We start from the raw sequence: 15,624 nt of genomic DNA on the forward strand, positions 1-15,624 counted from the left end.
TTCCGAGAAAGTCGTTGAACTATCAAACACCATTGGAAGTATTTTTGAGTCACCTGGATGATGCTGTTTTGTCTAGCTTATATTGACAATTGAGATTACATAAAAAGGGGGCGGGCGGATGGTAAATAAAGAAAGACTTCGACAAGAGGCGCTTCGGCTGCTGAAAGAGATGCCGCAAACAGATAAGTTGCAAGTTGAGCGTAAGCTGGCAGAGTTTCTTTTTGCTTCCACCGTTTGGAAGGATGCCTCCAGCATCGGTCTTACGATGGCTCTTTCCCATGAATGGGATACAACAAGGCTGATTCAGCAAGCCTGGCTGGGAGAGAAGAAAGTATGTGTACCGCTCACCACAGAAAACAGGGGTATGCAGTTTTTTTATATCGAAAGCTATGATCAACTGACAGATGGGGCTTTCCGCATCAAAGAACCGATTCCGGAACTTTGTACACCCGCTTCGAAGGATTCCATTGATCTTCTTATTGTTCCTGGTCTTTTCTTTACAGAAACGGGTTATCGGCTCGGTTATGGAGGGGGTTATTATGACCGCTATTTAACCGATTTTAAAAATACGACATTGGCCTTGGCAAGCAAACAGCAAATCAAGCGGTCGCTGCCGATAGCCCCATTTGATCTGCCGGTCGATCATCTTTTGACAGATGATGGTTTTCTGTTTTGACCGAATAGGAGGGTTCTCTTTCGGGTTACACTATGGTTATCCCATAGGAAAGGAAGGGTGCTGATGTGGAAATCCCTCATCACGACGGTGACATTGGCAGCTAGTGTCGTATTTTTAGTACGGGAGCGGTATCGGGTGCTGAATGCACTTTTAGCTGTAACGGTCCTGCGCAAAGGGCTGATTCGGCTTTCAATGGGATTTGAGCCCCTGCGTTCTCGGATGCTGCCGATTTTATTTAAACGCTCAGTGTAAACTGAGCGTTTTTCCATGATTTTTTTGATAAACTGTAGGCAGAGGGGGAGAGGTATGACCTACAACGAAGAAACGGCGTATTATAGAATGATCAATCGTCTGCTTGCCGTTCACGGTTTCACATTTATAAGAGCTGATGAAGACTTGCGTGTCGCTTGGCTGGAAAAGAAGCAGGATGGGATAACCCACATCGTAAAACTTTCACTTAAGACATTCACTTGGGCGAACCATCTGAAACAGGATATTCTGAAGACTGCTAATCAAATCCAAAATATGAATAAAAGCTTATTTCCCAAAAAGACACGGATACATAATGTCTATTTTGGTGATCAGGAACCAGCTGATGATTGGTCAAAGCTGAAAAAGCCCATGATTATCAAAAGCAGACGACCGATCCCGATGCAGCTTTATTATTTGGATCGCGTATCGCATGATGCCCAGATGCAAAAGCTTTTTCGTCATTTGAAGCTGGAGGATACCTTATCATTGGCAACGGATGACGAACAGGAGCTCGAAATGGAGAAAGGCAGGCTGCGGGGTTTGCTTGTGAAGCAGCAACAGGCCGATCAAGCCGTTTTCCATCGAAAAAAACCACTTCTGGTTTATATTCTGATCGGGATTTGTTTGGTGATGTTCCTTTTGGAGACATTGCTTGGCGGTTCTACCGATTCGGCAGTGCTTATTGAGCTTGGGGCGAAGTACAACCTGCTCATTTTGTCGGAAAATGAATGGTGGCGTATCGCTTCATCCATGTTTCTGCATATCGGCGCACTGCATCTTTTGACAAATATGCTGTCACTGTATTATCTCGGAACTTTGACGGAGCAAGTTTTCGGCCATCGACGCTTCTTCTTGATTTACCTGTTAAGTGGAATCGTTGGCGGCTTGGCGAGTTTCGCATTCTCCGAAAACTTGAGTGCAGGGGCCTCAGGTGCTATTTTTGGGCTGTTTGGTGCTTTGCTTTATTTTGGGGTTGTATATCCGAAGCTGTTCTGGCGGACCATTGGGAACGGTTTGATTGTCATTCTGCTTATCAACTTGGTGATCAGTTTCTCCGCGAGCCACGTTATTGATGTGTTCGCTCATTTAGGCGGATTGGTCGGAGGATTTGCAGTTTCACTTCTTGTCGGGCTGCCTGGAAAGAAGAACAAGAAAGCCCGGCTTGGCGGACTTCTTTTGACTGTCATATTGCTGGTTGGACTTATTTGGTACGGTTTATCCAGTCCTGTCAATGAATCGGTTCGTCAGCTGCTACAAGTGGAAGAAGCAGTTGAACACATGGATTATGATGCGATTATCGCGCAGACGACAGCGGCACTCCATGACGCCGATACTCCTTATGAGCCGGCACTGTTGTTTTATCGAGGCGCAGCATATTACGATACGGGAGATATCGATAAAAGCATCGATGATTATGAGCGCCTCGTTGAGTTACAGCCAGAAAATGACTCAGCTCATTATCTGCTCGCTGCAGCGTTACATGCGCAAGGAGATGACGATGAAGCGCTGGAGCATGTTACAAAGGCGGCTGATATCGACCCGGATAATCCTGATTACAAACAGCTTCAGCAAGAGATCTCTCAGTAATATTGCAGCAGTTCTCTATGCTGCCCATTTTCATCTTGGTAAAGGACACGCAGATGTTTTCCTGATTTATCGAAAAGCAGCAATGGGACATAAGTGTTCACAGTTCCATCCGCTACAGCTGGACCGATTGGCACGATATAATTGCGGTAAAGTCCTTCCCAAAGCCGGCTGATGATTTCCTGCCTTTTATTATTTTCCGAAAGACCGTTGATTTGCGATAGATCGGCATGCGGGAGAGCTGTGAGCGGTATTTCGGTGTATTGATTGGCTGGAATGGATAACTGTTGTTTGGCTTCTGTCCATATTCGCTGCAGGGTCTTATTCGTAGCTGTTTTTGCGGTGTACCTTGATTGTGTTTCTTTTTCGTTCTTAGGAAACGAAAAAAGTTCGAATGTATCGGATGTGTAGGAACGAATGCCGGTCAGCTTGAAAGAGCTGGTGATTTCGTTTTTGTGCAGTTCAGCAAAATGGAAGGATACTGCATCCAACTGCTTGCTTGGCTGAAGGATAAGTGTTTTTTCCTGTATCAAACTGCGGGCAGGATGCATCCATTTATTCATGACTCCTACCAATCTGCCGTTTTCAAATAGCAGTCCGACATCCTGGCGTAAGTAGGCTTCTCTGTCGAGGATGCTTTCGATTCGCCAATGGACCCTCCGAAAATCCACCTTCTTCAATGAGGTGGATGTTTCGGTGAAAGTGGCAGTGTCATCAATAGGGAAATGCTGGATTACGGGCTGAGGCTGTTGCGTGCGAATGATAAAGGTGGAACAAAGGATAACGGCAAAAAAGATACATCCGATAAATAGCAGTTTTCGCATACATTGCCCTCCTCATTGGACAAACTCTCACTTATTGATACTATGTAAGAGACCGAAATGTTATGAAAGAAGGGATAGCATTGCAAAGAATTGATCGTATTGCAGAAACATTGGAAAAGCTTGTACATATACCTAGTCCTTCCGGATATACGGAGCAGGCGATTGATTTTTGCCGCAGTTTTGCCGATTCTCTAGGACTTTCCTCCAAGGTGACCAATAAAGGAGGATTGCTGATCACGGTACCAGGCAAAGATACAGCAAACCATCGTTTGTTGACAGCGCATGTTGATACCTTGGGTGCGATGGTAAAAGAGATAAAAGCGGACGGTACTTTGTCCTTGGCAATGGTGGGCGGCTTTCGCTGGAACAGTGTCGAGGGAGAATATTGTACGATACATAGCAAAGACAAAGCTTATAGCGGCACAATCCTGATGCACCAGACTTCCGTACATGTGTACCGTGACGCAGGGGAGGCGAAACGGAATGAGAAAAACATCGAAGTCCGGATCGATGAACAGACCGTTTCACGTGAAGAAACAGAAGCACTCGGCATCCGTGTAGGTGATTTCATATCGTTCGACCCCCGCTTTGAACGTACCGATTCGGGCTTCATAAAATCAAGGCATTTGGATGATAAAGCAAGTGTTGCCATCCTGCTTGAATTGCTCCGGGAGTTGAAGGAAGACAATTGGATGCTGCCATACACCACACATGTGTTCATTTCAAATAATGAAGAAATCGGTTACGGTGGGAATTCGAGTATACCACCAGAGGTAGTGGAATATATCGCTGTCGATATGGGAGCGATCGGTGACGGACAAGCAACTACCGAATACGATGTATCCATTTGCGTGAAAGATTCCAGCGGACCTTATCATTATGCGTTAAGGGAGCAGTTGGCTGAGCTTGCACAATCAAACGATTTACAGTATAAGCTGGATATTTACCCATATTACTCATCGGATGCATCCGCTGCGATACGAGCAGGGTATGATATCCGCCATGGTTTGATCGGGCCGGGCATAGCCGCATCCCATGCCTTCGAGCGGACACATGAAAAGGCTCTGGCAGCAACTTATGCATTGTTGGAAGCTTATTTCCAAAGCAAAATGTTATAATTGTAAAGATATGACCTGAAGTCAATTGTCTTCAGGTTATTTTTTTTACAATAAGGCATATTGTTAAGAAGGTGTGAACGTATTCTTAAATCATTTTCAATTTTAGGTGAAGGTTGTTATAATATGTTAGGTGATATGAATGAAAACGGTTTATGATGTAATGCAGCTATTGAAATCGTATGGCATTTTTGTATACATCGGAGACCGCAAGCTCGATTTGAGCATGATGCAAGAAGAGCTGCGGGAGCTGTATGACAATAAACTATTATCTTTAAAGGAATATGGACAAGCGAATGTAATTTTAAAAAAAGAGATAAGTGCTTTATCGGATAGTCGTGAAGGAGCGGGAAACAATGAGTAAGGATGGATTATTGGTCGGTGTCGATATCGGAGGCACGACAATCAAGCTCGCCATCATCGATGATACGAGCGAAATCGTAGAAAAATGGGAAATCAAGACAGATAAATTCGAGCAAGGTTTGCACATACCGAAGCAAATCTGGGAAACGATCCAATTGAAGCTATCCGAACTCGGCATTGCCAAAGAAAGGATCCAAGGCATTGGTGTCGGAGCTCCGGGTTTCGTTGTCCCGCGAAATGGTGTCATCGCAGAAGCGGTCAATGTCGGCTGGCGAGACTTTCCTCTTTCGGCTGAGCTTGGGGTATTATCTGGTTTACCTGTATTTATCGACAATGATGCTAACCTGGCGGCGCTGGGTGAAGTGTGGAAGGGTGCAGGAGCCCAGCAGGAAAATATCATTGCCATTACATTGGGAACAGGTGTGGGAGCCGGCCTGATTGCTAATGGTCATATCATCAATGGTATCAATGGTACTGCCGGGGAAATCGGCCATGTCACGGTCGAGGAAAATGGTGCACCATGCAATTGCGGGCGCAAAGGATGTTTGGAAACAGTCTCTTCTGCTACCGGAATCAGCCGTCTGGCAACTGAGGCTGCAGCTGCGCATCCAAAGAGCGGTTTGGGCAAGCGTCTTGCCGATAACGGTCAAGTTTCTTCGAAAGACGTTTTCGAGCTCGCTGCCAAAGGAGATGAACAAGCCAATGGGATTGTGGATAGAGCAACCACTGTCTTGGCACAAGTTTTATCCAATGCGGCTATCCTTACGAATCCTTCTCGGATCATCATCGGGGGCGGCGTATCAAGAGCAGGGGATGCTTTGATCGGTCCTATCAAGGAAGCATTCAAAAAAGCTGCACTGCCGCGTACAACATATGAATGTGAAATCGTGCCGGCACAGCTCGGCAATGATGCTGGTGTTTACGGTGCTGCGTACCTTGTCAAACAGCACTTGGAAGAGGCTGCAAAATAAAGAAAGAAATGCGTGCATGGCAGCAGCGCAAGTTGCTGCCGTCTGTTTTACGCTTGGTTCTATAATGAGGAGGATTTTTACTTGAAACGAACATTCACTGCACCATTATATATTTTGGCGACAGTTTTGTTTGGACTGAAGACGTATATCATATATCGTTTCCTATTCAACATCAGTTTGGATAATGCCATGCAGGAGTTCATTCTGCTGCTCAATCCGTTTGTAAGTGCTTTTTTGGCATTTGGCCTCAGTGTATTATTCTCACGTAAATGGCAGGTACGGTACATCCGGTCGATCAGCCTCGTGGGTTCTGTCATCTTGTACATCAACTTGATTTTCTACCGTCACTTCAGTGATTTCCTCACAGTGCCGGTCCTCATGCAAGGAAGCAATGCCGCAGACCTTGGCGGCAGTATTCTCAGCCTCATCTATCCACAGGATATCCTGCTGTTTTTGGATTTGGCTATCATCTGGTTCTTCAGCTACCGTTATAAAGATACTATGACAGTCGGTTATCTTCGCAGAAAGAAAGTTTCGACCATGGCTGCTATCGCGGCTGTCGTCATCATAAACATCGGGCTGGCAGAAGCCGAGCGTCCACAGCTATTCACCCGCGGATTTGACCGGGAATACTTGGTCAAGAACATCGGTTTGTTCAACTTCCACATCTATGATGCTGTCATGCAATCAAAGACAGAAGCACAGCGCGTTTTTGCCGACGGGAATGAACTTCCGGAGATCCTCTCTTATGTGAATGAAGAAGTAGAAACAGACAAATCGGCTAAATTCGGGCAGGCGGAAGGGAAGAATATCATCTTCATTTCCTTAGAGTCGATGCAAAGCTTCCTGATCAACAACGAATTGAATGGAGAAGAAGTCACGCCATTCCTTAACAGTCTGACAGAAGATAAAGATACGTATTATTTTGAGAATTTCTATCACCAGACCGAACAAGGGAAAACTTCCGATTCTGAATTCCTGGTAGAAAATTCCCTCTATCCATTGCCGCGTGGTGCTGTATTTTTCACGCATGGACAGAATGAATATAACGGAACACCAGAAATTCTCGGACAACACAATTATACTACTGCTGTCTTCCATTCAAACAATTCCAGTTTCTGGAATCGCGATGTGATGTACGACAGTCTCGGCTACGATACATTCTATGATGAAAATAGCTACGACGTCATCCCGGAAGGCGAGGATCAGAACACAGTCGGTTGGGGACTGATGGATAAGCCATTCTTTGAACAGTCCATTCCATACTTGCAAGAGATGGAACAGCCGTATTATACGAAGTTCATCACGTTGACGAACCACCACCCATTCGATTTGCCGGAAGAGGAAGCAACTATCGATCAGTTTGATTCCAATTCCCAGACATTAAATAAGTATTTCCAAACAGCACGCTATACAGACGAGGCAGTGCAGCAATTTTTTGAGCAGCTGAAAGAATCTGGCGAATACGAGGATTCCATCATCGTCATGATGGGCGATCACTATGGCATCAGTGAATATCACAACAAAGCAATGAGCCAGTACTTGGGCAAAGATATCACGCCATATCAGCAAGTACAGAATCAGCGCGTGCCATTCTTCATCCACATTCCAGGTGATGGAAATGGACAGGTGATGGAGAAGGTAGCCGGACAGATTGATGTGAAACCGACGATACTTGGTTTGTTGGGCATTGAATCCGAACATGACATCCAATTCGGTAATGATGTATTTGCAGAAGATCGTAAAGAGTACATTGCATTGCGAAATGGAGATTTCATCAGTGATGATTATGTGTTCACCAATGATATGTGCTATGACAGGCTGACAGGAGAACCAGCCGATGACAAAGAAGGAGAAGAAGCAGAGATATCCGGGGAAACCGGTGAACAGATCGAAAGTGTCTGTGAACCAATACAGGAACAAGTGACAAAAGAACTGAATTACTCCGATCGGATCATCTATGGTGACTTACTCAGATTTTATGATTTCGAAGAAGGCAAAGAAAAAGCAAGCTGAAAAAAGGATCGTTGCATCTGCAACGATCCTTTTTGATAGGCCTATAATAAATTGATAATGGAAATAGCCGTGATTACAGCCGCATAAATAAAGGTAATGATTGCCTGTGCCACTTGTTTTTTTTTGCATTCCATGATAAATGTGCGCACACAAAGAAATACAATAAAGAACAAGATGATGGATAAAATCACTTGCCTGCCCTCCTATGAGCAAAATAATTGGTTTCCTGCTATACTTGTATTAAAAGTAGCTTGGTAAATACTTTCTATATAGTAGTACACTAACATATACTTGTCGAGCGAACTTTTAGTTTTTCTGGAAAGGAGCAGCCAAAAAATGAAAATACATACAATAAGTCTCGGACCTATGGGAACGAACTGTTACATAGTGGAATCAAAAAACGACTGCCTGATTATCGATCCAGGCGGTGATAGCGTCAAATTGATTGAATGGATCAAGCAGAAAGAACTACGGCCGCAAGCAATCCTTTTGACACATGCCCACTTCGATCATATTGGGGCAGTGGATGATGCCAGGGATATATATCATATTCCTGTTTATCTGCATGAAGAAGAAACCGATTGGCTTGGTGATCCAGGCAAGAATGGATCGAAAATGTTTCCGGTCAAGCAAATTACGGCAAGGGATGCTGATGAATATTTGAAACCCGGTGAGATGAAAATTGGGCAATTTGCTTTTGAAATCCGTCATACACCCGGACATTCCCCTGGAAGTGTCACGTTGGTCTTCCACGAACAGAAGCGTGCAATCGTTGGCGATGCATTGTTCCAGCGCGGTATTGGACGAACCGATTTGTACCGAGGTGATCTGCCGACTTTGATGCAAAGCATAACGGATCAATTATTGGCATTGCCGGATGATTATGAAGTCTATCCAGGACATGGTCCGAAAACGACAATAGGGGAAGAGCAAGCCAAAAATCCATTCCTGACATAAAAAAATCCCGCCATATCGGCGGGATTCATTTTACTGGGCTAGCTGGATTCGAACCAACGATAACGGGACCAAAACCCGCTGCCTTACCACTTGGCTATAGCCCATCGTACAAAGATTAGTTTGTACGATTGTAACGATCTTATTCATGAAGAGTGATATTTTTTATAAAAAATCATCGGTTTTTCCGTATAATCTGTTTTGATTACATAATGCACAACAATCTGTTCATCATTCTTGCTGATCGTTACATCGGCTTCTACAGCATCGTTATGAATTTGAAGCGTTTTTTCCTCTGCATTCAGATTTTGGAGATAGTGTTTTTCGACAGTATTGGTTGCAATGGACGCAGCTTGCTCTAATTTGTATTGCTCGAACAGAAGTTCCGTTGATTGTACTCTAATGGTAAGAAGCAAGCTGCCGGAAGTGATCAAGAGCAGGAAAAAAGCTGTAAGGAAAAGGAGGAAAGGGTGGAGGAATCCTTTTTCATTCCGTAATAATCCGCTTTTCATACAACCTTCCCTCTTTTCCTCGAACTATAGCAGTTATTATGCTTCCATCCAGATGAAATTCCAAATTCTCAATATGATGAAGGTAGATTTCATGGCCTTTACCGTTAACGCGTCTTCGTATCATATCCTTATATTGTTCAAAAACAGCTAACCTTCCTTGCTGGTCCTCAATGAAAAGCTTATTTTCCTCTATGCTTACAACGTTTCCTTTGTGTACTTCCATTGAAATGAAGTGCAGAGCTTGTCGGATTGATAATGACTCTGTTTCTGTATTTTGCGTCATGGTTCCAAGCAGGGGAGGAATGGATGAGAGGATTAGAATCAAAATACTTAGTGCGATCAATACTTCCAGTAGTGTGAAGCCTTTATTACTCGAGATACCCATATAAGCAGCTGCTCTCCTTTCTTCCACCTCCTTTTAATTCAAGACATCCTTTTTTCATGCCATCCTCGATACTGAATGCCAACTCTACTACTAACTCGCCTTCATACGACTTTTGATTTTTCGGATTGGGTTTGGCCAGTTCATTTTGGAGCAGGCTATAATAAGTGGCCTTTGTTTCTTGGATGAGTTGTTCTTTTCGCAAATCTATCCATAAGGGTAGCAGCAAGGTACACAAAAGCAGGAACATACCGAAGCTGAACAAAGCATCCAATAAAAGAAAACCACTTTGTTTAGGAGCTGTTTTCATAGCGTCCCCTTCCTTTGCCGAGCTGAAAAACAAGCTTTTCAGTTCCTGTTGGTGTGGATAAGGTCAGACTGCCTGGATTTAGTGCAGTACCTGATTGGTTGAAAGCAAATGTCATGGCTTCAGGATAAATTTTGATTGTATAACCTTCTGGGATTTTCCGGACTAATAGATCTTTCTTCAGTTGCCCGGAGTATATCTCGTATTTATCTTTTTCCAGGTAAAGCTTGGCTGTCCTGTCGAACCGGGTGTATTGCTGGAGATAAAGAAGGTCTTGTTCCAGTTGTTGTTTGAATTGGTTCACTTCTGCTTTTACGAGAAGATGGTGATAGATTCCAGTACCGATTGCAATCAAAAAGGAAGACAAACCCAACACGATCATCAATTCAAGTAAACTGTAACCTCCATTTTTATTATCCTGATACATCTGTTAACGAAACTCCGCCTCCAGGACTGATCACCAAGGTGCGTTTACCGCCTTGACATGTCGTCTCCGTCAAGTATCCGTCTTGAAGCTGGGACAGAGAGGAAGGGGCTGTTCCATGATCGATTTTATATGTTTGGACTTGGCTTTCGGCTAATTTTACTAACGCATCGCAGCCTTGCGTTTGGACACGATCATTTTTATCAGCCAGATTCGGTACAACCAGGATCATCAAAACAGAAATGACGAGTAAGACTATAAGCATTTCAACCAATGTGAATCCCTTTTCGTTTCTCACTAGTGAACCTCTTTCTATAATGTATTGACCATCTGGAACATGGGCAGCAGCAAAGATAGATAAACGATAATGATACAAAGGGCCATGATGCATAGCAGAATAGGCTGCAGGAGATGAAGGTAGGTCTTCGTGCGTTCCTCCATTTTGGAAGTCATGATTTCTGCATACATCAGCAGATCCTTCGATTGGGATGCGACATCTCCCTGATTTATAAGAATGCTCTGAAGTTGCGCATCGAGCAGCGGCAAACCAGGCAGGCACTCGTCCATCGTCCGGCCGGAAGACAGCTGGGAAAGCAATATGCTGCTGTACAGCTGCAGCATGTCGTGATAATGCTGTTTGGATAAAAGCTGAAGACTTTCATATAGCGAAAGTCCTGCTGTAAGAAGATTTCCAAGCTGAATGGCGAACTGAAAACTTGTCCGTGTACGAGCTATCCGATGAATGCCAGGCAGTCTTTCCAGGTAATACCGTTTCTTTTCTGATGATAATCGTTTCCGGAGATGATCTTGAGAGAGGAATAGTCCGATGCCAATCGCACCGAAAGCCAAGCTGCCATACAAAAACAAATTCACCAAACTGGAAAAGAAGCCAAGAAGGTCTGCAGAATCTGCTGAATAAGTGAATAGGGAAAGAAAAGAAGGGTAAACGTACAACTTGACGAAGAGCAGAAGCAAAAAGATACTGATGAGAAGAAAAACAGGATAGCGGGTAACTTTCTTGAATTTCGTCAGCTGCAGCATCTGTTTTTGCAAAGTGGTATAGCTTCGTTCCAATGCATCTCCCAGGTTTCCATCGTGATGGGCCACATAGAGATGGATGACGATAAAAGGTGAAAAACGAGCGTGAGAGAATGCTTCATCCAGTCTGAGACCTTGTTGTAGACCTTCTTGTAACTTCCGGGTTATGGTTTGCCATTTCGGCTGCCAGTGCAGGAAATCCAATGAATGAGCCATATCATAGCCTTGCATTCGCATTCGGTGAAGCTGTTGTAGGAAAAGCATCTGCTGTTCCATAGATAGCAGTTTGTCTTCCTTCTTGAACCTGATAATTTTCTTCCGTGATAAAACCATATGCATAGGCTTTCCTCCTAAGTTTCGCAAATGTCAGGAAAGACGTGTTGTACGCTTTCAGCAAGCAGCTGATTTGACCAGAATCTGCCAGCTCCATAATGGCAGCGCGAGAAGAACGTGGCGCAGTGACAGGAAGCAGCTCCAGTGAAGCCACACCGATCAAGGTATGTTGTAAATCTGCTTCTGGTATCCCCATTTCTCTTAATCGATGAATGGCGCCTGCGGCATTTTTGGCGTGCAGCGTACTGATGACCAGATGTCCTGTCCTGGCCGTTTCAAAAGCAAAACTCGCGGTGGATTCGTCCCGGATTTCTCCGATCATCAGCACATCGGGATCATGACGCAACGCCGCTTTCAACCCTGCTTGGTAGGTAAGGCCAGCCTTTTCATTCACTTGTACTTGCAGCATATTCTCCATTCTTTTTTCAATTGGGTCTTCCAAAGTGATGGCTTGATATGCTTTCATTTGCAATAAATCCTGGAGAAGGGCATACATCGTCGTCGTTTTCCCGCTGCCTGTAGGTCCGGTAAACAACAGGATTCCTGTATTTTCCACCAACAACTGGCGCAACTTGTGGATTTGAAAAGGAAACAAAAAGAGCTGATCGAGCAAAGGAGCTTCACTCTGAGGTAGGATTCGAATTGCCAAGCTCTCCGTTTGCTTAAGGGGCAAGGTGGATAGCCGGAGGGAATATTGTTTTTGTCCTTTATAGGAAAATGGCATCGCCCCGTCCTGAGGTTTTTGCATTTCCCCAATATCCATCCCGCTGACGAACTTGTAGTAGGCGATAAGCTTGCGAAAGCGCATGGCCGAAAGACGGCTGTGAAGGATTCGTTTTCCATGGATTCGTATATAAACGCTTATTTCATTCGCCTCTGGTGTAAAGTGTATATCTGATGCGTGCTGCCTTATTGCTTCCTCCATTAGATTTTCTGCGTAATACGAAGGACTGTCCTGCAAGTATGTCACCTCCTTAGCGGATACTTTACTACAAGACAACAGGGTCGTCATATCGAGAAAATGCTGAAATCAACCATGCAAGCATGCTTAAAAACAATTTACCCTGAAACGTACAGGCATCTTGGTTCATGCTGTATGGAAAGAATTGAAATTGGCCACGCTAATAAATAAAAGTAAGGGGGTTAGGAGTTGTCCTCTAATGATTATTTCCGATTCGTAGCACAGGAGCTGGTGAAAAAAATGGACGCACCGAAGCAGGAAAAGAAACCAAAGGATAAGGAGAAGCATCAGCTGCATGGAAAGTGGTTTGGTGTTCTGCCATTTGCTTTCAAATTATTTTTCCGTCGTAAAAAGTAAGAGGCCTGAACGTGCTTCAGGCCTCTTTTTTATGGAGCAGTCTCTGTGCTGTCTCTTCAGATAGATAAAAGATGCCGGCATTGATCGTTTCCATTTGAATGGATGGTATTAGTCTTTTGTGCACTGCATCCAACTCGTTTTTATACAATGCAGCTCTTTCTTCTCGTATCTCCGGCTCAAGCTCTTCCTGACCGCTTTGATCAAAGAAATGTGCCAGTAATTCTTCTTCTTGTTTGAGCGTTTCTGCTGTTTCCTTCACCCAGCTATCATCGACAGTCTCCAAATAAGACTGCATATAGCTGCTGATTCGCTGGTAGCCGCTTTGGTATCGGATGATGGGGGAGAGGCAATAGCATTGATCGCTAATCTGCTGTTTGAATTCCACCTGTGAGAAATTCTCCATCCAATCGGTTGCAAGCTGACCATTCAATAGCTGTAATCCAACAGAATGTGTTTCCGTACGTTTGCGTTTGCCGGAAAAATGCACGCTTATATTACGGATGAGCCATGGGTACAACGGTGTCCGAGAAGCTGTATCCACCTTTTCATATAGACGGGCAACTTGAGCGGAGTCACGAATGAGACGGAAAATCTTGTGCAGGCGCGGGCTCCCGAAATGTATATACTCTGCTTTTTCGGCGGTCTCGTTTGGGTCAGTCAGGAGAGTCAGTTCCATCGGATCGCCTTCTTGACCAAGTCTTTTTTTATAACGCCAATAAAACGGCCGATTCATCAATTCCTCATCCAATTCGGGTGTCAGCAGGAACCGGAGCAGCCCCTCCTTTTCTTCCAGAAGCTTACAGCCATTCGATACGAAAAATTTTCGCAAAAACTGATGGAGTGTTTGTTTATCCATGTAATTTCTCCCTTTCCAGCTGTTGTCCGGTTTCGGTGATGACCGCAGTCAGATTGTCGAGCTTGACTTTGACCTCACCGTCGGATCGTGAATCAGCGAAGATTTTTTTGATTTCTTTTTCCATATCGGATAATTGAAGTTCGGCAAGGATATGATCGAGATTACCGATTACCCGTTCGAATAAATTGATTTTCTTATACAGTAACTCGAGTATATGTGCTTCCAGTGTGTCTCGAACTGCAAAATTATAGATTTGCACATCCTTCTGTTGACCGAAACGATGGATACGGCCGATACGCTGCTCCAGCCGCATCGGATTCCACGGCAAGTCATAGTTGATCATATTGCTGCAAAATTGCAAGTTGATTCCTTCGCCTCCGGCCTCGGTTGCGATCAGAACTTGGGCGTGTTTTTCGAACAGCTCACGCATCCAGTCCTTTTTGCCGGCTTTGAAGCCGCCGCGGAAAGGAACAGACGAGATGTCATGCTGTTTCAGTGTCCATTGCAAATAAAATTGCGTTGCACGATATTCTGTGAAGATGATGAATTTCTCTCCTGGCGGCGCTGCCTTGATCAGCTCGACAACTTTCAATGCTTTGCTGTGCTGGGGGAGCTGTTCGATTTCTTTCATAAGCGGCAAATAGGCATGATCTGTCTCGGGATTTTCCTCCACCATCTTTTTCATGGATAAATAGGCTGCTTCCCTGGAGCTGCATAATTCGCGGAGCAGGGTGATTTTCGCAAAAGTTGCTGCAGCGCTTGTGGAATCTTGCATATGCTCATACACCCGTCGCTCGGCTTCGGTGAAATCGATCCAAATGGTTTCGACTTTCCGCTTTGTCCATTGCAGCCCTGTTTCTTCGCGGCGGTTGCGAACCATCACTTTACGGATGAGTTCCTTCAAATAATGATGCTCTTCTGCATCTTTGCGATTATCTCCATATGTATCTTTGAATTGCTTATAACTGCCTAAATAGCCAGGCTTAAGCAAGGATACGAGATTATAAATGTCACTCAGTCTGTTTTGAACTGGCGTTGCAGTCAGCAGCAGACAATATTTCTTTTTTAGAGCCTGGATGAAGGCGTAGTTCTTTGTACGGCTGTTCTTCAGTTTGTGTGCCTCATCGATAAGTACGAAATCGTAGTCCTGTTCCAAGATGATCTCCCGGTGAGGTGAGCGCTTTGCCAGGTCGATGGAGGAGACGATCACGTCGTAATGCTCCCACACATACTGCTTGCGCTGGGAAGCGGCTGGTATATGGAATTTGGAATTCAATTCATTCACCCACTGGTTGACAAGGGATGCAGGGACAAGAAGGAGTACTTTTTTCACTAAGCCGCGAATCATCAATTCCTTCAATACAAGACCTGCTTCAATCGTTTTCCCCAGGCCTACTTCATCTGCCAGGATGGCGCGTCCGTTCATCTCCTCGACTACCCGCCGGCTCGCTTGGAGCTGGTGCGGATGGAAGGTCATGTGGGGCAGATACCCGGGAGCGACCAAACCAGTGAAGGTGTCGATATTCGTTTCTTTGGCAGCTGTATAAGCCATTTGAAAATGCTCCCAGGATGCTGTATCTCCTTCGTGCTGCAGCACCTCATCCATCATATCGATAAATTGCTTATCATCGTGTATTTCCGTATGCATCGTAAACTCATCTCCTTATTTTCGGAGTATCATGAAAAAGCATAAAAAGAT

Annotated in this window: 20 protein-coding genes and 1 tRNA gene; 9 read left to right on the plus strand and 12 right to left on the minus strand. The window is 44.6% G+C overall.

Annotation, left to right across the window (positions count from 1 at the left end; genetic code table 11):
• The first annotated feature begins 118 nt into the window (after nucleotides 1-118).
• The 3 genes from BLQ53_RS16740 (at nucleotide 119) to BLQ53_RS16750 (ending at nucleotide 2,515) form a co-directional block, all read left to right on the plus strand.
• Nucleotides 119-676: a 5-formyltetrahydrofolate cyclo-ligase gene (locus BLQ53_RS16740; protein ID WP_093728464.1), complete on the plus strand. Its 558-nt coding sequence runs from the start codon at nucleotides 119-121 to the stop codon at nucleotides 674-676.
• A 63-nt stretch (nucleotides 677-739) separates the two neighbouring features.
• Nucleotides 740-928 carry a hypothetical protein gene (locus tag BLQ53_RS16745; protein WP_093728465.1) on the plus strand — a complete coding sequence of 63 codons (189 nt, stop codon included), beginning with the start codon at nucleotides 740-742 and terminating at the stop codon, nucleotides 926-928.
• A gap of 54 nt (nucleotides 929-982) precedes the next feature.
• On the plus strand, nucleotides 983-2,515 hold the full coding sequence (locus tag BLQ53_RS16750; RefSeq protein WP_170829750.1) for a rhomboid family intramembrane serine protease: 1,533 nt from the start codon (nucleotides 983-985) through the stop codon (nucleotides 2,513-2,515).
• Here BLQ53_RS16750 and BLQ53_RS16755 read toward each other — a convergent pair.
• A complete protein-coding gene (locus BLQ53_RS16755) occupies nucleotides 2,509-3,336 on the minus strand; it encodes a hypothetical protein (RefSeq protein ID WP_093728467.1) in 828 nt (275 codons plus the stop codon). The two genes, BLQ53_RS16750 and BLQ53_RS16755, sit on opposite strands and share 7 nt — an antisense overlap.
• A gap of 62 nt (nucleotides 3,337-3,398) precedes the next feature.
• On the opposite strand from BLQ53_RS16755, the gene BLQ53_RS16760 reads away from it, so the two are divergent.
• The 4 genes from BLQ53_RS16760 (at nucleotide 3,399) to BLQ53_RS16775 (ending at nucleotide 7,801) form a co-directional block, all read left to right on the plus strand.
• A complete protein-coding gene (locus tag BLQ53_RS16760; protein ID WP_093728468.1) occupies nucleotides 3,399-4,454 on the plus strand; it encodes a M42 family metallopeptidase in 1,056 nt (351 codons plus the stop codon).
• A 139-nt stretch (nucleotides 4,455-4,593) separates the two neighbouring features.
• Nucleotides 4,594-4,815, plus strand: coding sequence for a YqgQ family protein (locus BLQ53_RS16765; protein ID WP_093728469.1), 222 nt, complete (start codon nucleotides 4,594-4,596; stop codon nucleotides 4,813-4,815).
• Complete coding sequence (locus BLQ53_RS16770) at nucleotides 4,808-5,785, plus strand: ROK family glucokinase (protein ID WP_093728470.1); 978 nt, start codon at nucleotides 4,808-4,810, stop codon at nucleotides 5,783-5,785. Before BLQ53_RS16765 ends, BLQ53_RS16770 begins: the two co-directional genes overlap by 8 nt.
• Nucleotides 5,786-5,866: 81 nt before the next feature.
• On the plus strand, nucleotides 5,867-7,801 hold the full coding sequence (locus BLQ53_RS16775; RefSeq protein ID WP_244499382.1) for an LTA synthase family protein: 1,935 nt from the start codon (nucleotides 5,867-5,869) through the stop codon (nucleotides 7,799-7,801).
• Between the two features lie 41 nt (nucleotides 7,802-7,842).
• Here the strand turns inward: BLQ53_RS16775 and BLQ53_RS19015 are convergent, their stop codons facing one another.
• Nucleotides 7,843-7,992 (minus strand): hypothetical protein, encoded by a 150-nt coding sequence (locus BLQ53_RS19015; protein WP_170829751.1) that lies wholly within the window; start codon nucleotides 7,990-7,992, stop codon nucleotides 7,843-7,845.
• A 145-nt stretch (nucleotides 7,993-8,137) separates the two neighbouring features.
• Here BLQ53_RS19015 and BLQ53_RS16780 point away from each other — a divergent pair, with 145 nt between their 5' ends.
• Complete coding sequence (locus tag BLQ53_RS16780; protein ID WP_093728471.1) at nucleotides 8,138-8,758, plus strand: MBL fold metallo-hydrolase; 621 nt, start codon at nucleotides 8,138-8,140, stop codon at nucleotides 8,756-8,758.
• A gap of 33 nt (nucleotides 8,759-8,791) precedes the next feature.
• On the opposite strand, the gene BLQ53_RS16785 is transcribed toward BLQ53_RS16780, so the two are convergent.
• The 8 genes from BLQ53_RS16785 to comGA form a co-directional block, all read right to left on the minus strand.
• Nucleotides 8,792-8,862: transfer RNA gene (locus BLQ53_RS16785), tRNA-Gln, on the minus strand.
• A gap of 39 nt (nucleotides 8,863-8,901) precedes the next feature.
• On the minus strand, nucleotides 8,902-9,267 hold the full coding sequence (locus BLQ53_RS16790) for a hypothetical protein (RefSeq protein WP_093728472.1): 366 nt from the start codon (nucleotides 9,265-9,267) through the stop codon (nucleotides 8,902-8,904).
• Entirely contained in the window at nucleotides 9,242-9,652 is a 411-nt protein-coding gene (gene comGF, locus BLQ53_RS19475) for a competence type IV pilus minor pilin ComGF (protein WP_093728473.1), read from the minus strand. Before comGF ends, BLQ53_RS16790 begins: the two co-directional genes overlap by 26 nt.
• Nucleotides 9,636-9,959, minus strand: coding sequence for a hypothetical protein (locus tag BLQ53_RS16800; protein ID WP_093728474.1), 324 nt, complete (start codon nucleotides 9,957-9,959; stop codon nucleotides 9,636-9,638). Before BLQ53_RS16800 ends, comGF begins: the two co-directional genes overlap by 17 nt.
• A complete protein-coding gene (locus BLQ53_RS16805) occupies nucleotides 9,943-10,383 on the minus strand; it encodes a type II secretion system protein (RefSeq protein WP_093728475.1) in 441 nt (146 codons plus the stop codon). Before BLQ53_RS16805 ends, BLQ53_RS16800 begins: the two co-directional genes overlap by 17 nt.
• A complete protein-coding gene (gene comGC / locus BLQ53_RS16810; RefSeq protein ID WP_244499383.1) occupies nucleotides 10,370-10,678 on the minus strand; it encodes a competence type IV pilus major pilin ComGC in 309 nt (102 codons plus the stop codon). The genes BLQ53_RS16805 and comGC overlap by 14 nt, the downstream gene beginning before the upstream one ends.
• A 14-nt stretch (nucleotides 10,679-10,692) precedes the next feature.
• The gene (locus BLQ53_RS16815) at nucleotides 10,693-11,751 is read right to left on the minus strand and encodes a type II secretion system F family protein (protein WP_244499389.1); all 1,059 of its coding nucleotides are present in this window, start codon (nucleotides 11,749-11,751) and stop codon (nucleotides 10,693-10,695) included.
• Nucleotides 11,636-12,712, minus strand: coding sequence for a competence type IV pilus ATPase ComGA (gene comGA / locus BLQ53_RS16820; protein ID WP_244499384.1), 1,077 nt, complete (start codon nucleotides 12,710-12,712; stop codon nucleotides 11,636-11,638). The genes BLQ53_RS16815 and comGA overlap by 116 nt, the downstream gene beginning before the upstream one ends.
• 189 nt (nucleotides 12,713-12,901) lie before the next feature.
• Here comGA and BLQ53_RS16825 point away from each other — a divergent pair, with 189 nt between their 5' ends.
• A complete protein-coding gene (locus BLQ53_RS16825) occupies nucleotides 12,902-13,069 on the plus strand; it encodes a YqzE family protein (protein WP_093728479.1) in 168 nt (55 codons plus the stop codon).
• Between the two features lie 16 nt (nucleotides 13,070-13,085).
• Here BLQ53_RS16825 and BLQ53_RS16830 read toward each other — a convergent pair whose 3' ends face one another.
• Together BLQ53_RS16830 and BLQ53_RS16835 are read right to left on the minus strand one after the other, a co-directional pair.
• Nucleotides 13,086-13,925, minus strand: a complete 840-nt coding sequence (locus tag BLQ53_RS16830) for a YqhG family protein (protein WP_093728480.1) — start codon at nucleotides 13,923-13,925, stop codon at nucleotides 13,086-13,088.
• On the minus strand, nucleotides 13,918-15,573 hold the full coding sequence (locus tag BLQ53_RS16835; protein WP_093728481.1) for a DEAD/DEAH box helicase: 1,656 nt from the start codon (nucleotides 15,571-15,573) through the stop codon (nucleotides 13,918-13,920). Before BLQ53_RS16835 ends, BLQ53_RS16830 begins: the two co-directional genes overlap by 8 nt.
• Nucleotides 15,574-15,624 lie beyond the last annotated feature (51 nt).

Origin of the sequence: Terribacillus halophilus, from assembly GCF_900101385.1 — a bacterium.
Taxonomy (GTDB): Bacteria; Bacillota; Bacilli; order Bacillales; family Amphibacillaceae; genus Terribacillus; species Terribacillus halophilus.

Bases quoted from the DNA above. Each gene is read 5' to 3' on its own strand.
- BLQ53_RS16760 (WP_093728468.1), top strand. From the start codon at position 3,399: ATGAAAGAAGGGATAGCATTGCAAAGAATTGATCGTATTGCAGAAACA.
- BLQ53_RS16740 (WP_093728464.1), top strand. From the start codon at position 119: ATGGTAAATAAAGAAAGACTTCGACAAGAGGCGCTTCGGCTGCTGAAA.
- BLQ53_RS16805 (WP_093728475.1), bottom strand. From the start codon at position 10,383: ATGTATCAGGATAATAAAAATGGAGGTTACAGTTTACTTGAATTGATG.
- BLQ53_RS16750 (WP_170829750.1), top strand. From the start codon at position 983: ATGACCTACAACGAAGAAACGGCGTATTATAGAATGATCAATCGTCTG.
- BLQ53_RS16770 (WP_093728470.1), top strand. From the start codon at position 4,808: ATGAGTAAGGATGGATTATTGGTCGGTGTCGATATCGGAGGCACGACA.
- BLQ53_RS16835 (WP_093728481.1), bottom strand. From the start codon at position 15,573: ATGCATACGGAAATACACGATGATAAGCAATTTATCGATATGATGGAT.
- BLQ53_RS16815 (WP_244499389.1), bottom strand. From the start codon at position 11,751: ATGGTTTTATCACGGAAGAAAATTATCAGGTTCAAGAAGGAAGACAAA.
- BLQ53_RS16755 (WP_093728467.1), bottom strand. From the start codon at position 3,336: ATGCGAAAACTGCTATTTATCGGATGTATCTTTTTTGCCGTTATCCTT.
- comGF (WP_093728473.1), bottom strand. From the start codon at position 9,652: ATGGGTATCTCGAGTAATAAAGGCTTCACACTACTGGAAGTATTGATC.
- BLQ53_RS16790 (WP_093728472.1), bottom strand. From the start codon at position 9,267: ATGAAAAGCGGATTATTACGGAATGAAAAAGGATTCCTCCACCCTTTC.
- BLQ53_RS16745 (WP_093728465.1), top strand. From the start codon at position 740: ATGTGGAAATCCCTCATCACGACGGTGACATTGGCAGCTAGTGTCGTA.
- BLQ53_RS16830 (WP_093728480.1), bottom strand. From the start codon at position 13,925: ATGGATAAACAAACACTCCATCAGTTTTTGCGAAAATTTTTCGTATCG.
- BLQ53_RS16780 (WP_093728471.1), top strand. From the start codon at position 8,138: ATGAAAATACATACAATAAGTCTCGGACCTATGGGAACGAACTGTTAC.
- BLQ53_RS16800 (WP_093728474.1), bottom strand. From the start codon at position 9,959: ATGAAAACAGCTCCTAAACAAAGTGGTTTTCTTTTATTGGATGCTTTG.
- BLQ53_RS16765 (WP_093728469.1), top strand. From the start codon at position 4,594: ATGAAAACGGTTTATGATGTAATGCAGCTATTGAAATCGTATGGCATT.